The following is a 15343-nucleotide window of genomic DNA, read 5'->3' on the forward strand; positions in this document are numbered from 1 at the left end:
TGGCGCAGCCAAGTAAAGCGCTGGCGTTCTTGTTGGTTCGTCAGTAAATCAGCCCATACTCCTCAGTCGTCCCATTTCAGCCAAACGTATTGTTGACACGGAATACTCTGACGTCGTCTCTCCCGTGAGACGCAAGGTGGAGAAAGGCGGGGCGATGTCGGATGCCGGGGCTAAGAATTTCATTGAGCTGACGGCAGGCATCGTGTCGGCCTATCTCAGCAATAATCCGACGCCTGCGGCTGAGATTCCGAACCTGATCAGCCAGGTGCATGGCGCGCTGGTGCGCGTTTCGTCGGGCCGCACCGAGACGGTGCCGCTTGAGCCCGCGAAGCCGGCGGTCTCGCTGAAGAAGTCGATCGCGCCCGATTATCTGGTCTGCCTGGAAGACGGCAAGCGCTTCAAGTCGCTGAAGCGCCATCTGCGCACCCAATACAACATGACGCCGGAGCAATATCGCGAGAAATGGGGCCTGCCGGCCGACTATCCCATGGTCGCGCCAAACTATGCGGTGGCCCGCTCGCAGCTTGCGAAGCAGATGGGACTGGGACAGCAGCAGCGGAAGCGGAAGTAGATTTTCTACGACGCTTCCGCGAGCGCCTCTTTCGCGTCGGTCTTGATGCGCTCGACCATCGAGCGCAGGCCGTTGGAACGCTGCGGCGTCAGATGATCGCGAAAGCCGAACTCGTCGAATACGGCAATGGCGTCGGTCGCAAGAATCTCCTGCGGCGTGCGGCCGGAGTAAAGCGACAGCACGATTGCGACCAGTCCGCGCACGATGTGGGCGTCACTGTCGCCGCGATATGTCAGGACCGGCGGGCCGCCATCGCGATGATCGATCAGCTTCTGAAGCCAGACCTGGCTGACACAGCCATTGACCTTGTTCTCGGCCGAATGCTCAGCCTCGGACATCGGTTCCAGGGTGCGGCCGAGCTCGATGACGTACCGATAGCGGTCGTCCCACTCGTCCAGAATCTCGAAATTATCCCTGATTTCGTCGATCGTCGTCATGCTGGCCCAAAGTTCCCGTTCAGGCCAATATAGGGACGCAAAGCGCCGAAATCGATAGGGTTTGGGCGCTAATTCGCCGGTGCAAGCGCCGGACCGCGCCATTCCAGCGCGAGGTCGTCCTGGGACAGGGTGTCGCGCGGCGCTTCGCTGGTTGCGGTATCGCCTTCGCCGGCCAGCGCGATCGAGCCGGTGTGGTCGGGCGCCTTCTTGTCGGGCTTCTCGAGCTGCTCTTTTTTGTCGTTGATGATCTGGTAGATCTTCTTCGCGCCGTCCTGCGCGCGCTGGCCGATGATGGTGGCGGCCTGTCCGCCGACCTCGCAGGCCGCCGGCTGGCGCTTGCAGAACTGAGTCATGTCGGAGACGGCCGCGGTCGCAGCCTGCACCGCGTCGGCAGCGCCGATCTGCGGCAGCTTGTCCGATTCGGGCGTCTTGTCCCGCGGCAGGAGCACCAGCACCAGCCCGAGCCAGAATGTGATGCGAAGCAGAAAGCGCATCTTGCGACCTGTATGTTAGACCCCGTCGCGGCGATCTCCGCGGATGTCGGACCTAGCAACTCTCGATAAATCGCAAGTGATTGCCTTCCGCTTAATTCGCGGAAAATTGACTCAAGAATCTTTGCAATCGACGGTGTCGTAAATTTTCGATTGACGTCCGTGCCGTGAGCTCTGCGGCCGCGCCCGTCCACCATTTCGAAACCATGCGGATCACGGGGAAACCCTGTGTTCACCATCCCCGCCGATGACGTCGTCAAATCGTCTAAAAAGCCCTGCGATGACGCGGTGTCCGGCGGCGCGCCGCGCTGCCTTAGTGTTCGTTTAAGGTCGCTCTGACACGGTGGCTCAACGATAAGGAGGCGTTCCGGCGCGTCTTCCCGACGAATGAGCCGAAGCGCGAGACCCGTGACAGTTTTGAGTATCATCCGCGATTGTCTCGATGCGCTGCTGCATCCCTCCGCGCGTTACGACGCGCTGACGCGAGCGCGCCATCGTGCCTTCATGGCCCCGCGGCTGCTCGGCAGCCTGGCCGCCTTCGCCGCATTCCCGGTCTATCTCGCCATGCGCGGCGCGCCGAGCGCGATCGAGGTCGCGGCCTTCGCCTGGCTGATTGCGCCGATCCTGTTGTCCTGGTTCCTGTCGCGCACCGGCCGTTACGAAGGCGCGCATGTGCTGTCGTCGCTGGCGCTGTCGGGCCTGATCATGGCGGTTGCGGTGACGACCGGCGGGATCGAATCCTTCGCCGCGATCTGGCTGGTCGTGGTTCCCCTCGAAGCTGCGCTGTCGGCCTCGCGCCGCGTCGCGGCCTTTGCATCGCTGCTGGCACTGTCCTGCGCCGGCATCCTGATCCTCGTCAGCCAGCTCGGGTGGCTGCCGATTGGCGACACCAGCGCCGCGGGACGCGGCGTGCTGATGGCGTTCGGCGTCGCCTCGGCGACGCTCTATGCCGCGGGCCTGGCCTTCGGTGCGGAATCGCTCGCGCGCACCAGCGTGGCGCTGCTGTCGCGTGAGGAGGAGCGTTACCGCCTCCTGGCGCGGAATATGAGCGACGTCATCTCGCGGCATCAGCGCAACGGCGCGGTGCAGTTCATTTCACCGGCGGTGGAAGCCATGCTCGGCGTGCCCGTCGCGCAACTGCTCGGCCACGGCCTGTTCGATCGGGTCCATGTCGCCGATCGGCCGGCGTATCTGACGGCGCTGTCCGATGCTGCGCGCGGCGACGTGCGCAGCGTCGAGTTCCGGTTGCGCCGGGAACGTGCCGGCTCGGAACGCGGCCAGGTTGACTTCATCTGGGTCGAGATGCGGTGCCGCCCGCTCGACCAGGATATGGGCCGTGATGCCACGCGCGAGGCCGATGTCGTCGCCGTGATGCGCGATGTCACCGACCGCAAGCTCGGAGAGCAGGCGTTCGACGAGGCACGCAGCGCTGCAGAGGCGGCCGACGCCGCCAAGACGCGCTTCCTCGCCACCATGAGCCATGAGCTGCGCACGCCGCTCAACGCCATCATCGGTTTCTCCGAGATGATCACGCAGGAGCAGACCTTGATGCTGGGCGCGGCCCAGCGGAGGGAATACGCCCAGCTCATCAACGATTCCGGCCAGCATCTGCTCTCGGTCGTCAACGGCATCCTGGACATGTCCAAGATGGAGTCGGGCAATTTCGAGATGGCGTCGGAACCGTTCGCGCCGCGTGCATCATTGATGCATTGCTGCAATCTGCTGGCGCTGAAGGCGCGGGAGAACGGCGTCGATCTCGTCACCGATGCGCCGCAGGACCTGCCTGTCATGACCGGCGATCCACGCGCCTTCAAGCAGATCGTGCTCAATCTCGTCGCCAACGCCGTCAAGTTCACCGAGCGCGGCGGTCAGGTCACCGTCACAGCCGCGGTCTCGGGCTCACAGCTTGCGCTGCGCGTCAGCGACACCGGTATAGGCATCGCGCCTGACGATCTCAAGCGCATCGGCGCGCCGTTCTTCCAGGCCGGCAAGACCTATCAGCGCCGTCACGAAGGCACCGGCCTCGGACTTTCGATCGTGAAGAGCCTGGTGGCGTTGCATCTCGGCGAATTGACGGTACAAAGCAGGCTCGGCGAGGGCACTGCCGTCAGCGTCAAGCTGCCGCTGGTCTACACGCCGCAGGCCAAGACGTCTGATCAAAAGACGTTCGATCAAAAGACGTTTGAGGCTAGCGAGAGCAAGATCGCGACGCTGACGCCGGTGCTCCGTCAGGAATCTCAGGACCAAGTTCAGGATCAACCCGCTCTGGTGAAGAAAAGTGCCTAAGAAGTCTGCCAAGGACGAAGCCGCTCCGCGCCGCCGTGGCGCCAAGGCCGCGGTCATCGATGTCGAGACCGAGCGCAATCTTGTGCTGCGCGTGCTGCTGCATAGCCCCAAGGATACGCTGGCCGGTCTCGTCGCCGTTGCCGCTATCGGCGCGATCGTTGCCAATGCGCTGTTCCTGCAGACCGGCCGGCACCCGGCGCCGATGTTCGGTACCGTGATCAATCTTCCCGCGCCGTCGTCCATGGCGCTGTCGAACCCCTTGCCCCGTCCGCGTCCCGTCGGCGCCGATACCTCTCCGCTCGAGCCGAGAGCGACGGAGTTTCGTGCCGAGCCCAAACCTGCAGACAAGCCGCCGGAGAGGCCCGTCGAGGCGACTGCATCGACGCCGCGCTCGGGCGATCCCATGACCAATCTGGTCAAGCAAACGATTTCGGCGCCGCCCTCCGTCTCGCGTCCGCCGGCGCCGATCCCCGTGCAGCAGGGCCCGGCCGCGCGGCGCATCGCCGGCGTGCAGCGCGCGCTCTCCGAATACGGCTACGGGAATTTGAAGATCACGGGCGCGATGGGCGCCGAGACCCAGTCCGCGATCCAGAAATTCGAGCGCGAGCACAAGATGCAGGTCACCGGCCAGCTGTCCGACCGCCTGCTCCGCGAGCTCGGCGCCGCGATCGGCCACCCCGTCGAATAGTCGTGATGTTGTGCGAAGGCTGGTGCTGATTGCAGCGCTGTCCTATCGTGGCCTCCATGCGTTTGAAATCAAACATCTGGGTCTCAGCCTATCTGCGCCGGTGCCAGACCGAGGGCGTGTACGGCGCGGTGCGTCGTCGCGGCGCCGAGGAGGCGGGTGCGGTGTTCGTGAAGGTCTCGCTGCTCGACGGCAATGCGATGCTCTACGTGCCGGCGCCGCAGACCTCTTATGACGACGGTCGGCCGGTCGATCGCTTCTTCGTGCCGCTTGCGCCGCAGCCGATGCCGGAGTCCGCGGTGGAGGAGCGTCTGACCAAGGAGATCCGCTTCGACTCCGACATCTGGATCGTCGAGACCGAAGACCGCGCCGGGCGGCATTTCCTCGAGCTGGCGAAGACCTAACGATCCGATCCGTCAGTCCCTGTCCGCACCGCAGGCGCGGAGCCGGGCTGCACGCCCGGACGCGTCTGGCTTGCGCCCGCACGTGCGCGCTGGCGCTCGCTGTGGTGCAGCGACGGTTGGTACTTGGCCCGGGTGACGGCAAGCGTCGAGCCGCGCCAGGCGGCCAGCATCACCAGCGCCGCGCGGTCGCTGAGGCGATCGTAAAGCCGCGACAGTCGGTACACGTCGGTCACGGAGTTGCCGATCTCCGGCTTGAAGAACAGCAGAATGCGCTGGAACACTGGGCTTGGCATGTCGAGTGCGCGCGCGGCGACCGCGAGCGCTTCGCCGCTTGCATCGTCGACGATCTGGGCTGCGACGCGCGAGGGCAGGATCAAGCTGTCGCCGAGCTCGAAGGTAAAATTCTCGACATCGCCCGCGATCGCCGCCATCTCGAGGATCTGGATCCCGCGCTTGGCGCGGACGGTCGGAATCCGCGGCGCGGCCTTCAGCGGCGTCTCCGCCAGATTGTGCAGGATCAGCGCGCGCTCGGTAGCGCCAGCGCGGAAGAACATGTCGTGGATATCGGCCGCGTCCTTTGGCTGCATCGCCATGTTCGAGGCCATGCGCAGCTCGGCGTCGCTAGGCGTGCGAACCGGCAAGGGGACAGGAGCGGGGGCAGGAGCGGGGGCAGGGACGGGCGCCGGGATTTCGCGCGCGAGCGGAACCCTGCGGCGCTCCTGCGCGGCCGACAGTCCGAGCTTCTGCATGATCGGCGCGGGCGTCGACGGATAGATCGCAAGCCGCGACTTGACGGCCGCGCGCGTCGCGTCGTCGACCTGGTCGATCAGTCGTGTGGCGAGCTCGACGAACTGGCGCTGCTCGTCGTCGCTATGGGTGCTCGACTGGACATAGAGGTCGGTCAGCACGCGCAGCAGCGTCGGACGAACATCGACGCCTTCGCGACGGGAGAGGGTCATCAGCCCGTCGAATCCTGGAAACAACGACTTGGTCATGGAGAGATACGCGACCTGGAAGAGATACTCGCCGCCAGCCTATCGCGGGCTCCTTTAAAGGCTCGTTAAGGAAAACGAGGCGTGAAGCCGAACGGGCAATTTGAAGCGTTCTCGTGCCGCAACGGGACGGCCGGGTCCCGCCCGTGCGGTTACGGTCCCGCCGGCACGTTTACACCCCGTTAACCATGAACTGATCTTAATGAATGCATGTTGCAGAGGCGCGCCGGGTCGCGCGGCAATTGAAGAGAGCTGATATGGGGACCATCATCGAATTTCCGGCCGGTCGCCGGGTGAGCGCGTCGGGGGACGTGGCTCCGCGCGCGGACATGGGCACGATTTTGATCCTCCCCGTGATCCGCATTGAGCGCGAGAGCGACGAAACCAGCGGCGATCACGGGCCGGAGCGGGGCACAGCGCCGGGGCGCCGTCGTCGTCGCCGTTAGCCTTCGGCCTTTGCAATGCCGGAGAACATCCGCCAGATCCGGCCCGTCGTAACGGCCATCATGCTCGCAGTGCTGGGCGCGACGCTTGCCGCCTGTAGTGGTGGCGATTTCGGCCGGACCCGCGCCGACATGCGCAGCGACGACATGCATCGCTGGCTGGGCGCGGAAGTCACCTCCAGCGTCGGGCTGAAGCCATCCCAGTTCCAGCTCACCGACGAGGAGCGCCAGCTTCGCGACCTCGCTTATCCCCTGATCGAGCCGCCGCTGTCGCGGCCCGCCTGGAAGAGCGTGTTCGGCGACTACAAGGCGCTGCCCTCGCCCTGGCGGCAAAAGATCGTGTTCGACCGCACCATGTATGGTCGCACACTGATCGACGAGCCGCACCGTTCGCATTCTTCGCGCTACACGCAGCTGATGGAGGACGTGCGCAACGACATCACCCGCTTCGAGCCGTTCTTCGCCTCCGCGATCCGCGTCATCGACCTCGACAAGAAGCGCAATGCCAGCATGGCGCGTGTCTCCTCCCTCTCGCCGAAGGAGAAGGAGGACGCGGTCGAGCGCATGCAGGAGAATTCGCTGATCATCCAGTGGGTGCAGCAGTGCCTCGAGCAGCGCGTCTCGTCCTATCGCTGGGGGCTGGAGCGGCTGGTGATCCAGGCGCCCGACGGCATGGCCGCCGATGCCGACCGCCTGATCGGCGAACTCGCCGCCCAGACCGCCAACCCGCCGGTCGCGGCCCAGCCGCCCTACGGCCGCGCGGTCGTCTCGAAGGGCTAACCCAGTTAGTCGCACAAGGGCGATATGGTCGGCTGCACTGGAGCCGCGGCCTCGCTCGCCGACGCGCGTCCCCAGATCATCACGGCGACGATGTGAACGACGAGGAATGCGGCTGCGACCGCCAGGAGCCAACGCATTTCACTGCGCTGCGGAGACCGCACCGTCAATCCTGCCTCAGCTGTCCTGTTCGCAACGATCATTCTCGTTCTCCGGCATCGTGTTTGAGTTCGTTGGTGAGCAAGTGCTCGTAATGGCGCAGGACGCGACCTGCCTGATGTCGTCGCGAGGCGTGCAGCGCCGACATGATGAAGGCGAAGATGCCTCGCGATTCCGGTCCGACGTGGCGGTTGGGAACCTGAGAGGCCGCTCCGGACCAAACTGACATGATGCTCATGGTCGAATCCGATCGGTCAGAAGAACCCGGCGCTGAGATCCAACCCGTGGGTCAGCGACAGCAGCCATACGAAGAGGACGGCTCCGCAGCACAAAGTGAGCTGCTTGAGAACATGTGCCCGCAACGAAGACGCGGGGAATGCGCGAGCAAAAGCGCTCGCAATGGTGGCGGTTGCGAGGGCTCGCATGATGATCCGGACCGTGGGCTAATGGCCGGGCCTGACCGGCCGTCGCGCTTCGCGCGTGAACTCGTCGTACCGTTGCCGGCGCCGGCGGGCTTCCTCGATTTCCCAGAACGCCCAAACGAAACACGCGCCCAGGCAGGCTGAAATCAGCATGAGCAAAAACGCTTGATCGCTCGCGGTTTGAGTCATGAAATGTCCGATGCAAATAAAAACCAAATCGAAGCAAAGGGTGCGCCAACGCGGCCTCACTCAAGGAATGTTGATTGCCGGCAGTGGGCCGGTGGCAAGAATTGAGACGTCGGTGGCTTGCTTCTGCTCGAACATGGCCAGCAACATCAGCGCGATCAGGAAGACGTAAGACGCGAGACGCCATCGCTTTGGTTCGGGCCGATGGTCGTCCGTATCGAGGCAGCGCCCGCCAGTTGCCGTCCGCATCGTTGATCTCCTGATGTCGTGACGATGAGAAAATCAGTCATCCCGCATCGCCGCATCATCGGAACCAATGAAACGCAACCGTCGTCGACGAATTTTTTCGTGTCTGGAGATTTCGCCCGGCATGCGTAGCGCGGCGCAAGCCGGCGGCGCAGGCAAATGACGACGATTTAGGCGTACGTCAGGTGACGAATTAGCCGACAGCGCCTTGTGCGGGCAGAAGTGGCGGCGTGGCGCTTTGCAGCAGGCGAAGCAGATCCGTTTGCCTCGTCGTGTTCGTCTTGGCAAAGATGCGCTGCAGGTGAGAGCGCACCGTTGACTCGCCGATGCCGAGCATGTCGGCCGCCTCTTTCGCGCCGAGACCTTGCGCGAGCGTCATCAGCACGCGAAGCTCGCCGCCCGTGAGCTTGTAAAGCCTCGCAAAAGCCTCGCCCGGCATCATCGGCACCTCGGCGGGGTCCTTCATGAAGACGGCTACCGATGCGGCAAACGGGGCGAGGATTCCGTTGCGCTGACCGCGATCGACAGGAAGCAGGGTGGCGATGTAGCCGGCGCCGTCGATATCGGGGATCGCAAGCGAGTGTCCGCTCAAATCCGCATCGTCGCGGGACGCTTCGTCGATGGCCTTGGACAGCGCGTCGCGGGCGGCGGCATCGGTCGGAAAGATCCGGTTGCCGAGGACACGAACGGCGTTGCCGGTCTTGATCTGCCGCTCGGCAGTCTCGTTCATGTAGACGACCCGGCCGTCGCGCGCCGTCAGGAAGACACCGACGGCAAGCATGTCGAATGTCCGCTCCAGCATCTCCGACCGCAGCGTCCTGAGGTCGAGTGCGTCGGAGATGGTGAGGGCGCGGCAGACATGAGGGGACAGCATCTTGAACAGGTTGATGTCCAGCTGCTGATAGCGATGCGTCTTCGCCGTCCGAGAGGCATGCATGGAGGCCATGCGCCCGCCGGTCCGCAGAGCTGGAAACCAGATGATGTCCTGCAATCCGTGAGGCTGGAGAATGTCCCGGTAGAACCGGCTTTCGAGCAGCTCATCGAGATCGTTCATCGAGAGCGCGCTGACATGACCGATGTCGGCGACGATATCCGCGGCCGCCATCGGCGTCTTCGCGTAGTTTTCGCCGAGCTTTTCCAGAAACGTCTGCTCGTAGCCGAACACGAACAGCTGGTCGTTCTGGACGTGCTTCATGTCGTGAACGCAGATGCCGCCCGCCGTGCTCTCGCAGAGATCGGCGATCTTCCGGCAGGTGGCCGCCCAAAGCTGCGGATTGAGGGCGCAGTCGTAGATGGCGCCGATGGTGTCGGATAACGCTTGGGCGGAAACCCCCTCCAAACCGATCATGACGCCTCTTTCATTCTTCTTTGATTAGTTTTTAGGCAAACAACCGGCGTAATATACATAGCACATGATTTGATGGATTTACGAGCGCTACTTTGCGCTGCAATAAGGATGCGCTAGCGCGGACGAGGCGATCTCTTCGCGTTGGCCACGGCCGCTCGGCCCCGTGGAGACTTGGCCCGCTGCTTTAGACACTGCGACGTCCGGATTGCCGCGCGCCACGCCTTCCGGGACAATGGCGATGCCGACCCCGGCAGCGACCAGCGCCATGGCCCAGTCTTCCGATTGCCGCTTTGCTCGCAATGGCAGCGGTCGATCAAGGGGACGCGGGCGAGATCGGCGGTGCGAAGCTTCTCCTTCAGCGCCAGCGGATGCGACGGCGGCGGCGCTGCGACATAACGCTCGCTCACATCGCGACGAAATGCTCGTCAGCGCGCAACATGGTCTTCGAGATGATCTGAACCACGGCGATCGCGTGAGCGTCGTCAACAGCCACGATCCCCCCGATTATGAGCGCTGCAGGTGCGACGCACATTGAGTGCGCTGCTCGGGCCGTCAGCGCTGTCCGTCGTGCGCGGAGATCGCGGATGCCGCGAGGCCTCCGATGCGCGCGTGAGGCCGGCCGCCGGTCGCCATCACGAGCCCGAATGCGATCTCGTCGCGCCGTGGTGAATCCCACAGGGTCATCTCCGCGGTGCCGAAATGGCTGCGGACATAGGCGGCGTGGATGTGCCCGAGCGGAACCATGAGCCGCGTGCCCGGACCGCCGATGGTCTTCGCCGCCGGAACGATCGCCTTGGGCTGACCGAGCACCTCGCGCATGCCCTGGCCGCCGGCCTCGTGCCAGACCGCGCCGTGCTCGAGCTCGCCGTCCTCGCCGACGATGATGCCCTTGCCATAGGCTTCGATTTGCGCGGCGCCGCCGAGCTGCGCGATCAGCCGTGTTGCGAGCTCGCGCCCGAGCTCGCGCAAGGATGCCTGAAACGGCATCAGGTCAGGTTCGAAGCGGCCCGCGAAGGGATTGCGGATCACCGCAATGGCCGTTCCGACCAACAGAGGCTTCTCCAGCCGGGGACCGCGCTCGTGCCAGATGGTCTCGACGCTAAGCGCGGTCTTGCGGATGTCATGGGACACGTCTTGAGACGACATGCGCAGGCGCTATGCTTCGTCGACGACGGGATTGCGCAGCACGCCGATGTTCTCGATCTCGACCTCGACCACATCGCCGGGCTTGAGGAAAACAGGCGGCTTGCGGGTGAAGCCGACGCCAGCCGGCGTGCCGGTGGCGATGACGTCGCCGGGGACGAGGTCGAAGATGGTCGAGCTGTACTCGATCAGCCGCGGGATCGAGAAGATCAGCATCGAGGTGTCGGAGGATTGTACCACCGCGCCGTTGACGCGCGTCTTGAGCTTCAATTTGGTGGGATCGCCGATCTCGTCCGGCGTCACCAGCCATGGTCCGAACGGGCCGGTGCCGACGAAGTTCTTGCCGGAGGCGATCTGCTGGGCATGACGCTGCCAGTCGCGCACGCTGACGTCGTTGTAGATCGAGTAGCCCGCCACGTGATCCCAGGCGTTGGCCTGGCTGATGTGACGGCCGCCCTTGCCGATGACGACAGCCAGCTCGCCCTCCCAGTCGAAATTGTCCGAGACCTTCGGCCGGATCACCGGCGCGTTGTGCGCGACCTGGGAGCGCCAGACCCGGAGGAAGATCGGCGGAAACTCCGTGATCTCGCGCTTCATCCCGAACGCCACGGCTTCATTGTGGTGGTCGAGATAATTGCGCACGGCGCAGACGATCTTCTCCGGACGCGGGATCACCGGCAGATATTTGACGTCGCTCAGCGCCATCGTGGGCTTGTGTCCGGCGACGATGGCCTCGCGCCGCGCATAGTCGTCGCTGCCGAGGAAGTCCGCGAGAACAGGGTACTGGGGCAGGGCGCGGCCGAGATCCACGACGCCATTTTCGACAACGGCGCCCCAGCTTTCCCGATTTCCGTCCAAGAACGACAGCAGCTTCATGGTTACGCCCCAAAGGTTGGCATTTTCGATCTTGGATATTATTTTCGATAATCTGGCGGGGCGCAAGCCCACGGCGGTAAAAAGCCGTTGCCGCCTATTCGATATCGAGCAGATGCGCGGCGTAGGTCGCGACGTTGTCGGCAGTCGTGCGGATATGCGTCTCGATCAGCTGCACCGCGAGATCCGGATTGCGCGAGATGGCGGCCTGCATGATCGCCTGGTGCTCGCCGGCCTTGTCGCGCGGCCGCGGCCGGAAATTGGACGACAGATGCCGATAGCGCTCGGCGCGATCGAACAGGTCGGCGCGAATGGCAAGAAGGGTAGCGGAGCCGCAGGCGGACACCAGTGCCTGGTGGAATTGGCGATGGGCGATCTTCCATTCGGGATCGCGCAGCGGATGTTCGGGATCGCGCTGCTCGATTCGCTTCAATCTATGCAGCGTCGAGATGACGGCGATTTCCCAATCGTCGTCGCCCCGCTCGATCGCGCGGCGGATCAATTCCACCTCGATCAGCACCCGGGCATCGGTGACTTCCACCAGGTCCTGGCGGCTGACCGGCGCCACCCGAAATCCGCGCTGCTCCTGCGCGTCGACCAGGCCTTCGGCGGTAAGCGCCGTCAGCGCCTCGCGCAGCGTCGTGAAACTTACGCCGAATCGTTCGCGCAGGACGTCGAATCGCAGCGGCTCGCCCGGCGCCAGGCCGCAGGCAATGATCTCCTCGCGCAGCCGATGGGTGATGTCGGCGGCAACGGTCTTGCCGAATTCCTTGCGGGGGCGAATGGCGCTTTCGGACATGGTTTCTGTCATTGAATCGATTGGCTCAACATGCCGCGCTAACGAGCATCTTGCAATAATTTTCGTAAACGATATTATTTTCGAAAATATGGGCGGAGATGAAATCATGAGGGCGGTGCTGGTGCGTCAGCCGGGTGGGCCGGATGCACTCGAACTGGTGGAGCTTCCGGTGCCTGTGCCCGGACCCGGCCATGTGCAAATCCGGGCCGAAGTGTTCGGGGTGGGGCAGCCCGATGTGCTGATCCGGCGTGGCGTCTACAAATGGATGCCGCCGCTGCCGGCCAATCCCGGCAACGACGTCGCCGGCCGCATTGCCGCGCTCGGGTCCGGCGTCGAAGGGTTTGCGATCGGCCAGAAGGTGCTGCTGAGCGCACGCGATCTGTCGCAGCGCGGCGGCTGCTACGCCGACTATGTGGTCGCGCCGGCGGACGCCATTCATCTGCTGCCCGACGATGTCGATATGCAAGCGGCCGTGTGCCTGTCGAACTACCAGGTGGCCTACGCGCTGCTGAACGAGTGCCGCCATCCGCGCGCACCGGCCAGCGTGCTGGTGATCGGGGCGGCGGGTGGTGTCGGCACCGCGCTGGTGCAGCTCGCCAAGCTCGCGCAGATGAATGTCATCGGCACGGTTTCCAACGAGGAGAAGGCCGCATTTGCGCGCGGCAACGGCGCCGATCACGTCATCTACTACCGCCGCGAAGACGTGGTGGCGCGGACCCGCGAGCTGACCAATGGCGAGGGCGTCGGCCTCGTGCTCGATCACGTCTGTGGGCCCGAGTTCACCGGCTATCTCGGCGCGCTCGGCAAATGGGGGACGCTGCTGTCGTACAACGCCTTCGCAGGATTGCCGGAAGAAAACCTGATGGCGGCGATGCGCGACCATCTCGACATCTGCCCGGCGATACGCTGCTTCTCCTTCCACATCTACGACCACGATCGCGACGGGCGTCGCGCGCTCATGCGCAACGTGATCGACGCGCTGAGCCGCAATGCGATCAAGCCGGCGATCTCGGCGGTCCTGAAGCTCGACGAGGTCAGGCAGGCCCACACGCTGCTCGAGCAAGGCTCGGCGCTCGGCAAGATCATCATGACGCCATGAGGGGGTGGATTGCACGATGACGACACAAGCACCCATTGCACGCTTCACCCGGCTCCGGCACGCGAGCTTTGCCTCGCCCGATCCCGAGCGGTTGCTCGACTATTACCGCGCCCTGATCGGTCTTGGCCTCGTCGGCCGCGACGGCAACCGCATCTTCCTTGCCAACGATTCCGAGCAGCTTTCGCTGGTGATCGAACCCGGCGACGCGGCGCTGACGAGCATCGCCTTCGAGATATCTCCTGATGTCCAGATCGAGGCGCTGGGCGCCGCGCTGAAGCAGGCCGATCTGCGGCCCGAGCTGCATAGCGATCCCCTGCCTGGCATTTCCAAATCGCTGTCGTTCAGCGACCCCGAAGGCACGCGCTTCGAGTTGATTCAGGGCTGGACGCCGACGCCTGCGCAGGAGCGGATCGGTGCGCTTGCCGTCACCAAGCTCGGCCATGTCGCTCTTCGCACGCCCGATCCGCGCGCGGCCTCGGAGTTCTACGCGAACATGATGGGCCTGCGGGTTTCAGACTGGATCGAGGATCGCTTCGTCTTCATGCGCAGCGGCTTCGAGCATCACACGTTGAACTTCGCCCGCGCGCCCGTCCGTGGCCTGCATCATGTCGCGTTCGAGCTGCGTGGTGCCGCCCACATGCACGAGGCCTGCGATCATCTCGCGCGGCACAAGCTGCCGGTTCTCTGGGGGCCGGTTCGTCATGGCCCCGGGCACAACACCGCGATCTACCACCGCAATCCCGACGGGCATGTGGTCGAGCTGTTCTTCGATCTCGACCGCATGACTGACGAAGAGCTCGGCTACTTCGAGCCGCGTCCCTGGCATCGCGATCGACCGCAGCGGCCAAAAGTCTGGGTCGGTCTGCCGCGCGACGTCTGGGGCATGCCGCCATCGCCTGAATGCACGGAGTTCGCCCGCTAGCGGATTCAAACTCGACTTGAAGAACGCCGCCTCGTCGCGGCCAACGATAGAACAGTCAAAGGGAGGACGCATCCATGCGAAGGATGAAGCGGCTTGCTGCGGCGATTTTTCTGTTTGGCGGCTTTTTAGCAGCCACTTCGGCGTCGGCGGACAATTATCCATCGCGCCCGATCCGGCTGCTGCATGGATTTGCCGCCGGCGGCGCGGCCGACACGTTGTCGCGCATCATCGCCGACGGGCTCTCGAAGAAGCTCGGCCAGCCGATCATCGTCGAGGCCAAGCCCGGCGCCGGCGGCAACATCGCCGCGGATGCCATCGCGAAAGCGGCGCCCGATGGCTACACGATCGGGCTCGTCACCGGCGCTCACGCGATTTCCGCCGCGACCTACAAGAGCCTCGCCTACCAGCCGGCCGAGAGTTTCGAGATGATCTCGACGCTGGTCTATTACGCGCTCGTAATCGCGGTGCGTAGCGATTATCCGGCAAAATCGCTGGGCGAGCTTGTCGCCATGGCAAAGCAGAAGCCGGGTGCGCTCTCCTTCGGATCGGTCGGTTTCGGCAGCACGCACCATCTTGCAGGAGAGCTGTTGAACGCAGCCGCCAGCGTCGAGATTGTGCACGTGCCCTATCGCGGCGACTCCCAATCCGTCACCGCGCTGCTCGGCGGAGAGGTTCCGGTGATCGTCGGCACGCCGGTCCTGCTCGCCCCGCAGATCCAGGCCGGTGCGATCCGCGGCCTGGCGGTGACCTCGCCGACGCGCACCGCATTGCTGCCCGATGTGCCGACGGTTCAGGAAGCCGGTATCAAGGGATACGACGTGCGCACCTGGGCCGGCCTGCTGGCCCCGAAGGGAACGCCGCCCGCCATCATGGCCACACTCAATGCGGCGACGCTCGACGCACTCAGGGATCCCGACCTCAAGCAGCGTCTGGAGACCGCCGTCGGCGGCGAGGTTCGCGGCAGTTCGCCGGAGGAGATGAAGGCCCTGATCGAGACCGAGATCAGCAAATGGACCGGCGTGGTGGAGCGGGCGAAGATCCCGAAGATCTGATCCCAATA

The 15343-nt window shown here is 64.4% G+C and carries 20 protein-coding genes and 1 pseudogene; 9 read left to right on the forward strand and 12 right to left on the reverse strand.

Annotated features, from left to right (window positions below; genetic code table 11):
- Nucleotides 1-154 precede the first annotated feature (154 nt).
- Entirely contained in the window at nucleotides 155-571 is a 417-nt protein-coding gene (locus tag IVA75_RS37025; RefSeq protein ID WP_027569063.1) for a MucR family transcriptional regulator, read from the forward strand.
- A 5-nt stretch (nucleotides 572-576) separates the two neighbouring features.
- Here IVA75_RS37025 and IVA75_RS37030 read toward each other — a convergent pair whose 3' ends face one another.
- Both IVA75_RS37030 and IVA75_RS37035 read right to left on the reverse strand, forming a co-directional pair.
- Nucleotides 577-1008: a SufE family protein gene (locus IVA75_RS37030; protein WP_027569064.1), complete on the reverse strand. Its 432-nt coding sequence runs from the start codon at nucleotides 1006-1008 to the stop codon at nucleotides 577-579.
- A 68-nt stretch (nucleotides 1009-1076) separates the two neighbouring features.
- The gene (locus IVA75_RS37035) at nucleotides 1077-1502 is read right to left on the reverse strand and encodes a DUF5330 domain-containing protein (RefSeq protein WP_247288757.1); all 426 of its coding nucleotides are present in this window, start codon (nucleotides 1500-1502) and stop codon (nucleotides 1077-1079) included.
- Between the two features lie 384 nt (nucleotides 1503-1886).
- On the opposite strand from IVA75_RS37035, the gene IVA75_RS37040 reads away from it, so the two are divergent.
- From IVA75_RS37040 to IVA75_RS37050, 3 genes are read left to right on the forward strand one after another with little or no spacing between them, the layout of a single operon-like run.
- Nucleotides 1887-3785, forward strand: coding sequence for a PAS domain-containing sensor histidine kinase (locus IVA75_RS37040; protein WP_247288759.1), 1899 nt, complete (start codon nucleotides 1887-1889; stop codon nucleotides 3783-3785).
- Complete coding sequence (locus IVA75_RS37045; RefSeq protein WP_247288761.1) at nucleotides 3778-4473, forward strand: peptidoglycan-binding domain-containing protein; 696 nt, start codon at nucleotides 3778-3780, stop codon at nucleotides 4471-4473. The genes IVA75_RS37040 and IVA75_RS37045 overlap by 8 nt, the downstream gene beginning before the upstream one ends.
- Nucleotides 4474-4529: 56 nt before the next feature.
- Nucleotides 4530-4874, forward strand: a complete 345-nt coding sequence (locus IVA75_RS37050) for a DUF1491 family protein (RefSeq protein ID WP_027569068.1) — start codon at nucleotides 4530-4532, stop codon at nucleotides 4872-4874.
- Here IVA75_RS37050 and IVA75_RS37055 read toward each other — a convergent pair.
- Nucleotides 4871-5869: a DUF2336 domain-containing protein gene (locus IVA75_RS37055; RefSeq protein WP_247288763.1), complete on the reverse strand. Its 999-nt coding sequence runs from the start codon at nucleotides 5867-5869 to the stop codon at nucleotides 4871-4873. The genes IVA75_RS37050 and IVA75_RS37055 overlap by 4 nt on opposite strands.
- A gap of 254 nt (nucleotides 5870-6123) precedes the next feature.
- Here IVA75_RS37055 and IVA75_RS37060 point away from each other — a divergent pair, with 254 nt between their 5' ends.
- Complete coding sequence (locus IVA75_RS37060; RefSeq protein WP_247288766.1) at nucleotides 6124-6312, forward strand: hypothetical protein; 189 nt, start codon at nucleotides 6124-6126, stop codon at nucleotides 6310-6312.
- A 15-nt stretch (nucleotides 6313-6327) separates the two neighbouring features.
- Nucleotides 6328-7089 carry a hypothetical protein gene (locus IVA75_RS37065; RefSeq protein WP_247288767.1) on the forward strand — a complete coding sequence of 254 codons (762 nt, stop codon included), beginning with the start codon at nucleotides 6328-6330 and terminating at the stop codon, nucleotides 7087-7089.
- Nucleotides 7090-7094: 5 nt separating this feature from the next.
- Here the strand turns inward: IVA75_RS37065 and IVA75_RS37070 are convergent, their stop codons facing one another.
- The 9 genes and pseudogenes from IVA75_RS37070 to IVA75_RS37115 form a co-directional block, all read right to left on the reverse strand.
- The gene (locus tag IVA75_RS37070) at nucleotides 7095-7289 is read right to left on the reverse strand and encodes a hypothetical protein (RefSeq protein WP_247359707.1); all 195 of its coding nucleotides are present in this window, start codon (nucleotides 7287-7289) and stop codon (nucleotides 7095-7097) included.
- Entirely contained in the window at nucleotides 7286-7483 is a 198-nt protein-coding gene (locus IVA75_RS37075) for a hypothetical protein (protein ID WP_247288769.1), read from the reverse strand. Before IVA75_RS37075 ends, IVA75_RS37070 begins: the two co-directional genes overlap by 4 nt.
- 205 nt (nucleotides 7484-7688) lie before the next feature.
- A complete protein-coding gene (locus tag IVA75_RS37085) occupies nucleotides 7689-7856 on the reverse strand; it encodes a hypothetical protein (RefSeq protein WP_247288772.1) in 168 nt (55 codons plus the stop codon).
- Nucleotides 7857-7916: 60 nt separating this feature from the next.
- Nucleotides 7917-8102: a hypothetical protein gene (locus IVA75_RS37090; protein WP_247288774.1), complete on the reverse strand. Its 186-nt coding sequence runs from the start codon at nucleotides 8100-8102 to the stop codon at nucleotides 7917-7919.
- 190 nt (nucleotides 8103-8292) lie between these two features.
- A complete protein-coding gene (locus IVA75_RS37095; protein WP_247288777.1) occupies nucleotides 8293-9447 on the reverse strand; it encodes a helix-turn-helix transcriptional regulator in 1155 nt (384 codons plus the stop codon).
- Nucleotides 9448-9630: 183 nt separating this feature from the next.
- Nucleotides 9631-9904: pseudogene (locus tag IVA75_RS37100) on the reverse strand (LysR family transcriptional regulator); the annotation flags it as partial.
- 95 nt (nucleotides 9905-9999) lie between these two features.
- Entirely contained in the window at nucleotides 10000-10593 is a 594-nt protein-coding gene (locus IVA75_RS37105; RefSeq protein ID WP_247288779.1) for an amino acid synthesis family protein, read from the reverse strand.
- 9 nt (nucleotides 10594-10602) lie between these two features.
- The gene (locus tag IVA75_RS37110; protein WP_247288781.1) at nucleotides 10603-11466 is read right to left on the reverse strand and encodes a fumarylacetoacetate hydrolase family protein; all 864 of its coding nucleotides are present in this window, start codon (nucleotides 11464-11466) and stop codon (nucleotides 10603-10605) included.
- A gap of 94 nt (nucleotides 11467-11560) precedes the next feature.
- Nucleotides 11561-12262 carry an FCD domain-containing protein gene (locus tag IVA75_RS37115; protein ID WP_247288784.1) on the reverse strand — a complete coding sequence of 234 codons (702 nt, stop codon included), beginning with the start codon at nucleotides 12260-12262 and terminating at the stop codon, nucleotides 11561-11563.
- 106 nt (nucleotides 12263-12368) lie between these two features.
- Here IVA75_RS37115 and IVA75_RS37120 point away from each other — a divergent pair, with 106 nt between their 5' ends.
- From IVA75_RS37120 to IVA75_RS37130, 3 genes are all read left to right on the forward strand, one after another.
- A complete protein-coding gene (locus IVA75_RS37120) occupies nucleotides 12369-13361 on the forward strand; it encodes a zinc-dependent alcohol dehydrogenase family protein (RefSeq protein ID WP_247288786.1) in 993 nt (330 codons plus the stop codon).
- 16 nt (nucleotides 13362-13377) lie between these two features.
- Entirely contained in the window at nucleotides 13378-14283 is a 906-nt protein-coding gene (locus IVA75_RS37125; RefSeq protein WP_247288788.1) for a VOC family protein, read from the forward strand.
- A gap of 74 nt (nucleotides 14284-14357) precedes the next feature.
- Nucleotides 14358-15335: a tripartite tricarboxylate transporter substrate binding protein gene (locus IVA75_RS37130; RefSeq protein WP_247288790.1), complete on the forward strand. Its 978-nt coding sequence runs from the start codon at nucleotides 14358-14360 to the stop codon at nucleotides 15333-15335.
- Nucleotides 15336-15343 lie beyond the last annotated feature (8 nt).

The sequence above is a fragment of the Bradyrhizobium sp. 134 genome (genome assembly GCF_023074155.1).
GTDB lineage: Bacteria > Pseudomonadota > Alphaproteobacteria > Rhizobiales > Xanthobacteraceae > Bradyrhizobium.